Genomic DNA, 10111 nt, shown 5'->3' on the forward strand with positions numbered 1-10111 from the left:
TGAACGCTACAATGTCGCGGCAGCGACCACCGCTTGTCCGCCATCCGCCCTCTCGTCTGAATCCTGGTATGCGAAACTCTGACCGACTTCCCCCACGCGAACTGCCCAAGCGGCGCTCCGGACGTCACCGCAATCCCCTGTCCTTCGACAGTTGGTTCGGCACCCCCGCTCTGATCATGGCGGTCCCGGGTACGGCCGATCAGGCCCGGGGGGCCGACGGCGAGTCGATCGGCGCCCGGATGGCCGACCTCGTCCGCGCCTACCGCCCCGAGGTCACCATCCGCTACGGACACCTCGAGGGCGACCGAGAGACCCTGACCGAGGCCCTGGCCGACCTGAAGGGCGGGGACGACCGTCCGCTCACCGGGGTCGTGGTCCCGTTGGTCACCGCCCCCCACGCGGCCGTGAACGCCGAGATCGAGGCCGCCGTGGCCCGCTCGGGCGCCAACGTGAGGATCACCGAGGGACTCGGTCCGCACCCGATGCTCGCCGAGGTCCTCCACCTGCGTCTGGCCGAGTCCGGGTTCGTCCGGGCCGACCGGATGCGCCTGATCAGCGTCACCGCGCGCAACACCACCATGGCCGACGGCGTCGTCGTCGGTGCCGTCGGTGGTGAGGGCGCTGTGGGCGCCGCCGGTGTGAGCGCGGTGCTGCTCGCGGCCCGTCTGGGCCTGACGGTGCTCCCCGCCGACCTGGAGGACGAGGCCGCCATGGACCAGATCATGGCGCAGCTCCGGCAGGGAGGCATCCGACGTCCCGTCATCGCCCCCAGCGCCCTGGGGCCGGAGTTCCCGGCCCATAGACTCCAGGAGCTGGCCGAACGCCACGGGGCCCGCCCCGGCGCGCCTCTGGGCGCCGACAGCCTGCTCGGCAAGATCGCCGCCCTGCGCTACGCCGAGGTCCTGAACTCCCTGGGTGTCGAGCAGCCTCCCACCGTGGACGAGCTGCCCGCGCCGGTGGGTTCCCGACACCGCCCCGAGTCCTGAGACGCGACACGCCCCGCCAGGAACCACGACAGGGCCGCCCCGGAGACGGGGCGGCCCTGTTCTGTCTTTCGCGGTCCTGACCTGCGCGTTCGGCCGCATCCAAGGTCCACCTAGCATGTTTCGGCCCGGTTTTCCCGAGCGCGTGGATAACTATTCGTGATTGTTCGACAGCGTACGGCAATGTTTTTTCGATAGCCTCGGCAGGACCGAAAGCCGCCGTGGCACCTCTCCCGGAAGCCTCGGCACCCCGCATGGGCTGGAGGGGCCATGCTCAGAAACCACGCGTCCAACAGGACGATCCGCGGTCAGCTCACGCGCATCGTCCTCATCCCGAGCCTGTGCTTCCTCGCGCTCTGGCTGATCGTCGCGGCCATCGGCACCGCCCAGGCCGTTCAGCTCATGAGCGCGGTAGGACAGGCGCGTCAGGGCACGGAGGTCCTTTCCGTCGCGGCCGAGGAGCTGCGGACCGAGCGCCGTCTGTCCCTGGTCCACCTCGGGGAACAGGACAGAGGAGACGTCTCGACGGTCGAAGAGGAACTGGAGCGACAGCGCTCCGAGAGCGACGAGGCCCTGGCCGAGGCCGTCGAGCTGGCCACCGACCTCGTCGGGGATCGCGACGACGAACTCCAACGAGGCGCGGGCATCGTCCAGGAGACACCGGAGGGGGTCGAACGGCTCCGAGAGATGGTCGACGAGCATTCGACCGACCGGGAGCACATCCTGGTCGGCTACCGCACGCTCATAGAGTCCCTGCTGAACACCTCCGCGGCCCTCATCAACACGACCGACGGAGGAGAGAACCTCACCGACGCCGTGGTGGCCAGGGAACTCGTCAACGCCCGAGAGGACTACGCGACCGCGGACGCCCTGCTCGCCGGGGTCATCGCCGCCGAACGCATGACCTATGAGGAGACGGCGCACTTCACCTTCCTCACCGCCTCCTACCGGGCCACGCTGGACGGCACCGTCAACGCGATGCCGGCCGGACTCAGGAACGAGTACCGGGCCTCGACCGAGGAACCCACCTGGGAGGCGGCCGAACAGCTCAGCCGACGCGTGGTCACCCGGCCCCCCGTGGCCGAAGGGGGCGACGGGGTCGACGGAGCGCCGTTGAGCGAATGGAACTCCGAGGTCGAGGTCGGGGCGGAGGAATGGGACGCCTCGTCCATCCCGTCCGTCCACGCCCTGGACACCCTGGCCCGCGAACAGACCGAACGCACCGTCGACCTGGCCTGGAGCGCCGCGCTCTTGAGGGTCTGGCTGGGCGTCGCCGGGGCCGCCGTCACCCTGCTCGGCGGGGTGTTCGCGATCGCCCTGGTGGGACGCTCCTCCCGACGCCTGAGCGAACGCCTCTCGTCGCTTCGGGAACAGATCCTGGACCGCGACGCCGACCTGCCCGAGATCGTCGAACGGGCCCAACAGGGCCGCAAGGTCGATGTCATCGACGAGCTCCCGCCCTTGGACGAACAGGGCGACGATGAGATCGGCCAGGTCGCCGAGGCCTTCGACAGCGCCCAGATCACCGCGGTCGAGGCCGCCGTCCGTCAGGCGGAGATCCGCCGCGGCGCCAACCGCGCCTTCCTCGGCATCGCCTTCCGCAACCAGACCCTCGTCCAACGACAGCTGCGCCTGCTCGACGAGATCGAGTACAACGAGCAGAACCCCGACGCCCTGCGCCGACTCTTCCGACTCGACCACCTGGCGACCCGGGCCCGCCGCTACGCGGACAACCTCATCATCCTCGGTGGCGGACAGTCCGCCCGCCGTTGGCGCCAACCCCGACCGGTCCTCGACGTGCTGCGCGCCGCCATCGCCGAGACCGAGGACTACGAAAGGGTCCGCCTCACCTCGGCGCCCCGTGTGCTCATGCACGGACAGGCGGTCGCCGACATCGTCCACCTGCTCGCGGAACTGGTGGAGAACGCCACCCAGTTCTCCCCGGCGGGCACCCCGGTGGACGTGGGCTGCACCCCCGTGACCGGAGGACTGCTGGTGGAGATCGAGGACCGCGGGCTCGGCATGTCCGAACAGGGCTACGCGGCCGCCGAGCGCACCCTCACCCGGCCACCGGAGTTCGACGTGATGGCGCTGCCGGACGACCCCCGCCTGGGGCTGTTCGTCGTCGCCCGTCTCGCCGAGCGTCACGGCATCCGGGTCTGGCTCCACCCCTCGCCCTACGGGGGCACCCGGGCCACCGCCCTGGTCCCCGACAGCCTGCTCGAACCCGCCGACAACCCGATCGCCGCGGTGAGCCCCTCCGACGGCACCCCCAATTTCCCGGGCCCCCTGGGACAGCCCACGCCCCACCCGGTGCGTGTCTCGGGACCCCAGAACCCCTCCTCCCCCTCCGGCCCCCAGGGGACGGTCGGCCGCACCGGTCCGCACGGCTCCTTCGAAGGCTCGGGGCCCCAGGGTCCCTTCGGCCCCTCCGGGCCGAACGGGACCGGGCCCTTCCCGACCAGGACACCACCAGGAGGACACAGTGAACGCTGAGGGTCGCCACGCCCGCCGCGAGGAATGGAGGGAGGCCCCGCGGACCGAGCCGCGACGGTCACCGCGTCACGAGGAGGGGGAGGACGACGAACGCTTCCTGCGTCCCTACGCCATCGACGTGGGGATCCCGGAACGGGCCGGGAGCGTCGGAAACGGCCACGCCGACCTCGACCTGCTCACCCTCGTGGTCGCGGCGAGAACCCCGGGTCATCGCGAATGGCTCAGACCCGAGCGCGAGGCCCTTCTCCTCCACGCCCTGCGGGCCAGGACCATCGTCGAACTCGCCGCCGAGGTCGGACTGCCGGTCGGCCAGGTCCGGGGCATGGTGGCCGAGATGATGGAGGAGGGGGCCCTCCAACGTTGCGGCCCCTCCCGCCCTCTCGAACGCCAGGACATCCTGCACGCCGTCCTGGTCGGATTGCGCGCCCTCTGAAGAGGATCGGTCCCCGCCGCCCGGGGACCGCCGGGACACCCGGACGCCGGAGCGCGGACGCGCCTTGCTAGCGTGCGCCCATGCGCAGCACCGAACACATCGGCATCATCGGGGCGGGGATCGTCGGCCTGGCCCTGGCCCGCCACATCGCCCTCCACCGCCCCGGCACCCGGGTCACCGTCCTGGAGAAGGAGAACCGGGTCGCCGCCCACCAGACCGGTCACAACAGCGGGGTCGTGCACGCGGGCCTGTACTACCGGCCCGGATCCCTCAAGGCCACGCTCTGCCGCCGGGGCGTCGGCCTGCTCCGTGAGTACTGCGCGGAGCACGACCTGCCCTACCGGGAGGTCGGAAAGCTCCTCGTCGCGGTCAACGCCGAAGAGGAGGCCCGCCTCGACGACATCGAGCGTCGGGCCGAGGAGAACGGCGTCCCCGGCGTCACCCGACTCGGCCCCGACGGCATCCGAGAGATCGAGCCCCACTCGGTGGGACTTGCCGCGCTGCACTCGCCCACGACGGCCATCACCGACTACGTCGCCATCGCCGAGCAGCTCGCCGACGACCTGCGGCGTTCGGGGGGAATCGTCCTGCTCAACACCCCCGTCATCGACGTGCGACAGGACCACGACGGCACCGAGGTCCTCACCGGAGACCCCAAGGGCGAACGGGTCATCCACCGCTTCGACCGATTGATCGTCTGCGGCGGACTCCAGAGCGATCGACTCGCCGCGATGGCGGGGGCCGACGCCGACCCCAGGATCGTCCCCTTCCGCGGTCACTACCACGAGATCGTCCCCGAACGCCGGGACCTCGTACGCGGGCTCCTCTACCCCGTACCCGACCCCCGCTACCCCTTCCTCGGCGTGCACCTGACCCGCCACGTCCACGGCGAGGTCATGGCGGGCCCCAACGCGATCCTGGCCACGGCGCGCGAGGGCTACCGCGCCCGTGACCTGGTCCCTCGGGAACTCGCGAAGACCCTCTCCTGGCCCGGTTTCTGGCGGCTGGCCCGCCGACACTGGACGGTGGGCGCGCGGGAGACGTTCGTCTCCGCCTCCCGCTCGGTCTTCGCCGCCCAGGCACGTCGTCTGCTTCCCGAGATCACCGCCGCCGACCTGCGTCCCGCCGAGGCGGGGGTGCGCGCCCAGGCGCTCGGCCGGGACGGTTCCCTCTTGGACGACTTCCATGTGGACACCCGAGGGCGTGTGGTCTGCGTGCGCAACGCGCCCTCTCCCGCGGCGACCTCCTCCCTGGCGATCGCCGAGTTCCTCTATGACGGGTACGTCGCCGGGTGGTGACCCGTCCCGTGTCGGTCCGGGCGTGTCGGAGCGGGGTTGTCCACAGGTTCGAGGACACTCTGGTACCGGACCCCCTCCCCGGCCGACCATGGAGGTATCCGGTGGTCCGGGACGGTCCCGAGGTCACCGGTGGAGGTGACCATGCCCCTGACCAGGTGGGCCCTCGTGGTCCTCACCACCGTGCTCTCACTCGTTCTCACCGCGGCGGGCGCCGCCGCCGGCCCCAGAGGAGGACCCTTGGACGGATTCACCATCACCCACCTGCCCGAGACGGTCGGACCACAGGCCTCGCCCTCGGACTTCTCCTACGAGTGGGAGGACGTCGTCTTCACCACCCGGGCCTGGGAACAGGCCAAGGAGGGCGGGGGCTTCCAGGTGGTGCTCCAGGTCCTGGTGATGCGGGGGGAGGGGCTCACCGACCTGGCCTCGGTCCGTTCCTTCCTCGCCCACTACCACGAACGGGATCCCGACTCCTGGGATCTGGCCGACTTCGACCGCGACGACACGTCGGGGCTCTACGGGGCCGCCGAGGCCTTCTGGGTCCCCGAGAAGGGGGTCGCCGTGGAGGTCCGTGACACCTCGGGGCTGTTGGGGACGGACGAGATGCTCGCCGTCGCCCGGGGGATCACGCCCGGCGAGAACCCGGCCTGATCGAGAAGGTGAGGGGGCGCCCTCGTACACGAGAGCGCCCCCTCATGGGGCCGGGCCGGATCAGCAGCCCTCCAACACCTCACGCATGGCGGCCTCCTCGGCGGGATCCACACTCAGGTCCCACACGTGCTTGACCTCGATCCAGGCCGTCACGTACTCGCAGTGGAAGGACTCCAACGGGGGCAGCCAGTCCCCGGGGTCGGCATCACCCTTGGAACGGTTGCTCGACGCGCTGACCGCCCACAGCTGGGGCGATTCCTCCAGGTCGTTGGCGAAACGGCGGCGCTCCTCGGTCGACCAGGCGTGGGCACCCGAACGCCACCCCTCCTTCAACGGGACCAGGTGGTCGATGTCGATGTCCTGCGGGTCGGTGAAGGTCTCGCCGTCGAACACGCTGTACCAACTGCCCGAGACCGGCCGGCAGTCGTCGTCGGTCTCCACACCCTCGCCGTCCCGGACCAGGACCATCTGTCGGGTGGTGCAGTTGCCCTCCACCCCGCGGTCCCAGTGGGGGAAGAGGCCCCGGTCGTAACCGTCGGGATCGTTCTCCTCCTCGACCCGCAGTTCGTCCAGCCAGGCCCTGGCCTGGTCGACATCGGTGGCGGAGGCCCCGGGGGAGGGGTTCGCGTCGGGGGTGCTCTCGCCGACCTCCAGGTCGATCACACCGAGCTGTTGCAGCACGACCACGACGATCACGACCACGCCGATCAGCGTGCTGATGATCGCCGTCGGCCGGGAGGCGGACTTGCCGCCCTTACCGGAGGACTTCTCTGACATGCAGGGGACTCCAACCTCTGTGCTCCCGCACCGAGCGGGGGATGATCAGGCCCTTCAAGGGTGGACCATCACGGGGGCGGCGCGGAATGCCACCGAGGGTCGTGTACGCCTCATCGGCGCGGCCAAGGCCGAGGTGCGGGGGAGAAGTGGCCGGTACGGGAGCGTCTAGGTTCGGCGTTCGAGGAGAAGGACGATCCCGTCGACCAACAGGGCGAAGCTCTCGTCGACGTCCTCCGGAAGTCCGAAGCCGCCGTTGATCTCCAGGTCGACGAACCCGTGCAGAGAACTGCGCAATGTCCGGATCGTGTGCACCATCCTCTCCTCGGGGATGGCGAACCCTCGAAGGACCGACGCGATGACCTCGACGGGTCGGGCGAACAACGCGTGGGCCTCGGCGTCCTCCGGCCGCGGTACCCGCTGCAACGACGTGTAACACCCCGGACGTTCGTGCGCGTACCTCCGATAGGCCAGGGAGAGGGCGTGCACCGCCTCGGCACCGGAACGGCCGGTCACGGCGGAGCGCAGACGGTCGGCCAGTTCCGTCACGGAGGCCAGGGCCACCCCGCGGCGCAGCTCGTCCAGGCCGGCGACGTGTTTGTACAGGCTGGGGGTGGCCACGCCCAACCTTCTGGCCAGGGCGGCGGGTGAGAGCGAGTCGAAGCCACTCTCGTCGCACAGGCGGGCGGCCTCGGCCACGACCGACTCCGGGGTGAGTCCGGCCCTAGGCATCGGCGTTCACCCGCTCGACGAGATCGAGCAGCACGGAGGAGACCACGTCGGGGCGTTGGGACTGCGCGTAGTGGCCGCACTCGGGGACCATCACCGCGCGGCCGTCGACGACGGAGGCGACCCACTCCGCCTCGGAGCGGGGGTCCTTCCAGTCCGGGTCCAGTTCTCCCATGATCACGACCGCCTCCGCCGCCAGGTCCTCGGCACGATCGATCGTCTCGTTGGGGGCCTGAAGGGTCTTCGTGATCGCCCGACGACGATCGGTGGTACGGGTCATCCGGCGGATCCGCTCCTTCTGTTCCTCGTGCCCCTCGGGGGTGCGTCCGGCGTGGAGCCGGTCATAGACGAAGGTGAGCGCCCGGGCGGCCCAAGGGCGCATGAGCAGGGTCCGATACAGGGTCCGCGCCACCGGACCCGGGGGAGAGGGCCGAAGGAAGGGGCCGAGCAGGGCGATGCCGGACACCAGGTCGGGGCGTTCGAGGGCCGCGATGGTCACGGCCGCGGCCCCCATCGAGTTCCCGGCCATGACCACCCGCTCCGCTCCCAGTTCCTCGGCCAGGGCGAGCACGTCGGTCGAGGTCGAACGACTGTCGTAGGAGGTGAACGTGGTGTCGCTGTCACCGTGGCCGCGCAGGTCCATGACGGCGACCCGGTGGCCGGCGGCGGCGAGTTCCCGGCCGACGAGGCGGAAGGATGCCCGGTGATCGAACATGCCCGGTACGCAGATCACCAGGGTCCCGTCGGTGTCGTTCCCGTAGAGGTCGTAGGCGATCCGTCCTTCGGGGCGTCGAAGGTGGTGCATGATGGGCCCTCTTCCGTTCGGCTAATGCTGTTAGCTTTAAAGCTAATGTCATTAGCCACGAAGGTCAAGAGGGGTGACGTGGACGACATCGGAGGGGTGTCCGCGTCGTGACGATGGGCGTCGGTCCCCATGGCACCGGCCCGATCGCCGTCTCCACGGGGCCGTACACGTGGACCCCGGGGGCTCCGAGGGGGCGGGGGCGCGGGAAAGTCTCTTCGTGGCCGTGGGAACAGGCCCTACACTGCTAGGCAGATCGGGCCGCGGGGCCCGCCTATCCGACAGAGAGCTACACCGTGATCGACATCATCGACGAACTCCAGTGGCGCGGACTGATCGCGCAGACGACCGACCTTGACGCACTCCGCAAGGCGCTGGCCGATGGTCCGATCACCCTCTATTGCGGCTTCGATCCGACCGCGGGCAGCCTGCACGTCGGACACCTCACCCAGGCGCTGACCCTGGCCCGTTTCCAGCGGGCCGGCCACAGGCCTATCGCCCTGGTCGGTGGGGGGACGGGTCTCATCGGAGACCCCAAGCCCAACGCCGAGCGGCAGATGAACTCGCCGGAGACGGTCCGCGGATGGGTCGGCAACCTCGCCGGCCAGCTCTCCTCCTTCCTGCGCTTCACACCGGAGGGGGAGACGCCCGCGCCGACCGACGCGATCCTCGCCGACAACGGTGAGTGGCTGGGCCAGATCAACGCGATCGAGTTGTTGCGCGACATCGGCAAGCACTTCAGCGTCAACCAGATGCTGGCCCGTGAGACGGTCAAGAGCCGCCTCGACGGAGACGGGATGAGCTACACCGAGTTCAGCTACGTGCTGCTCCAGTCCTACGACTACGTGGAGCTCTACCGCCGCTACGGGTGCGTCCTCCAGACCGGTGGTTCCGACCAGTGGGGCAACATCACCGCCGGCCTGGACCTGGTCCGCCGGATCGAGGGCAACGAGCCCCACGGGGCCGCGCACGGTCTGACCACGAACCTGCTCACCAAGGCCGACGGCACCAAGTTCGGCAAGACCGAGTCCGGCACCGTCTGGCTCGATCCCGAACTGACCTCGCCGTACGCCTTCTACCAGTTCTGGTTCAACGCCGACGACCGCGACGTCTCCCGCTACCTCAAGGTGTTCACCTTCCTGTCCCAGGAGGAGATCGCCGACCTGGAGCGTCAGACCGAGGAGCGGCCGCAGGCGCGTGCCGCGCAGCGTGTCCTCGCCGAGCAGCTCACCACGCTGGTCCACGGCGAGGAGGAGACGCGCAAGGTCAAGGAGGCCAGCCTGGCCCTCTTCGGCCGGGCCGATCTCGGTGAGCTGGACGCGCGCACGCTGGAGTCCGCCCTCTCCGAGGTGCCCAAGGCCGAGGTGGAGGGGCCGGTGACCGAGATGCTGGTCACCGACCTGTTCGCGTTGAGTGGGCTGACCCCGAGCAAGTCGGCGGCCCGTCGCGCGGTGCAGGAGGGCGGTGCCTACGTGAACAACGTGAAGGTCACCGACGTCGAGGCGAGGCTGAGCGTGGACGACGTGCTCCAGGAGCGGTTCGTCGTGCTGCGCAAGGGCAAGCGCAATGTCGGTGGCGTCGTTCTGAAGGGCTGACGGCGACTGCCACCGGGCCGTCGAAGGACGGAAGAGGGGCCGATCTCCGATAGGGGGTCGGCCCCTCGCCCATCCGGTACCCAAGGCGAGGTTTGGACTCGACATGATCCGGGCAAGACGGTTCATGTCTGACAACAGCCGACGTGATCGTGTGACCCGGTGTGGGGTCCGCGTGAGTCGAGGGCCTTGAGAAGCCGCCCGCACAGGGGCGATCGAGGCCCGGATCGCCCTGATGGTGGTCGATCCGGGTCCGGACTTGACGTCCTCTCAAGGTGTGTCTACACTCGATCGAGTCGCTGCGGAACGGTGAGCGGTCTTCGATGATCGACTCGGACCCGGGCCGCGCTCTT

At 69.9% G+C, this 10111-nt stretch carries 9 protein-coding genes; 6 read left to right on the forward strand and 3 right to left on the reverse strand.

The window, feature by feature from the left end; translation table 11 throughout:
• Positions 1 to 68: 68 nt before the first annotated feature.
• The 5 genes from D451_RS0115890 (at position 69) to D451_RS0115910 (ending at position 5861) form a co-directional block, all read left to right on the forward strand.
• Positions 69 to 986: a sirohydrochlorin chelatase gene (locus D451_RS0115890; RefSeq protein WP_026125111.1), complete on the forward strand. Its 918-nt coding sequence runs from the start codon at positions 69 to 71 to the stop codon at positions 984 to 986.
• Between the two features lie 267 nt (positions 987 to 1253).
• Complete coding sequence (locus tag D451_RS0115895) at positions 1254 to 3479, forward strand: sensor histidine kinase (protein ID WP_014908176.1); 2226 nt, start codon at positions 1254 to 1256, stop codon at positions 3477 to 3479.
• Positions 3469 to 3912, forward strand: coding sequence for a DUF742 domain-containing protein (locus D451_RS0115900; RefSeq protein WP_014910245.1), 444 nt, complete (start codon positions 3469 to 3471; stop codon positions 3910 to 3912). Before D451_RS0115895 ends, D451_RS0115900 begins: the two co-directional genes overlap by 11 nt.
• An 80-nt stretch (positions 3913 to 3992) precedes the next feature.
• Complete coding sequence (gene lhgO / locus D451_RS0115905; protein WP_026125112.1) at positions 3993 to 5210, forward strand: L-2-hydroxyglutarate oxidase; 1218 nt, start codon at positions 3993 to 3995, stop codon at positions 5208 to 5210.
• Between the two features lie 141 nt (positions 5211 to 5351).
• On the forward strand, positions 5352 to 5861 hold the full coding sequence (locus D451_RS0115910) for a hypothetical protein (RefSeq protein WP_014908255.1): 510 nt from the start codon (positions 5352 to 5354) through the stop codon (positions 5859 to 5861).
• A 60-nt stretch (positions 5862 to 5921) separates the two neighbouring features.
• Here D451_RS0115910 and D451_RS0115915 read toward each other — a convergent pair whose 3' ends face one another.
• The 3 genes from D451_RS0115915 to D451_RS0115925 all read right to left on the reverse strand — a co-directional run bounded on the left by D451_RS0115915 (position 5922) and on the right by D451_RS0115925 (position 8169).
• Positions 5922 to 6638: an HNH endonuclease family protein gene (locus tag D451_RS0115915; protein WP_017535160.1), complete on the reverse strand. Its 717-nt coding sequence runs from the start codon at positions 6636 to 6638 to the stop codon at positions 5922 to 5924.
• A gap of 165 nt (positions 6639 to 6803) precedes the next feature.
• Complete coding sequence (locus tag D451_RS0115920) at positions 6804 to 7367, reverse strand: TetR/AcrR family transcriptional regulator (protein WP_017535161.1); 564 nt, start codon at positions 7365 to 7367, stop codon at positions 6804 to 6806.
• On the reverse strand, positions 7360 to 8169 hold the full coding sequence (locus D451_RS0115925) for an alpha/beta fold hydrolase (RefSeq protein ID WP_017535162.1): 810 nt from the start codon (positions 8167 to 8169) through the stop codon (positions 7360 to 7362). Before D451_RS0115925 ends, D451_RS0115920 begins: the two co-directional genes overlap by 8 nt.
• A gap of 293 nt (positions 8170 to 8462) precedes the next feature.
• Here D451_RS0115925 and tyrS point away from each other — a divergent pair, with 293 nt between their 5' ends.
• Positions 8463 to 9761 (forward strand): tyrosine--tRNA ligase, encoded by a 1299-nt coding sequence (gene tyrS, locus D451_RS0115930; protein ID WP_014910063.1) that lies wholly within the window; start codon positions 8463 to 8465, stop codon positions 9759 to 9761.
• Positions 9762 to 10111 lie beyond the last annotated feature (350 nt).

It is taken from the genome of Nocardiopsis alba DSM 43377 (assembly GCF_000341225.1).
In the GTDB taxonomy this organism is placed as follows: domain Bacteria; phylum Actinomycetota; class Actinomycetes; order Streptosporangiales; family Streptosporangiaceae; genus Nocardiopsis; species Nocardiopsis alba.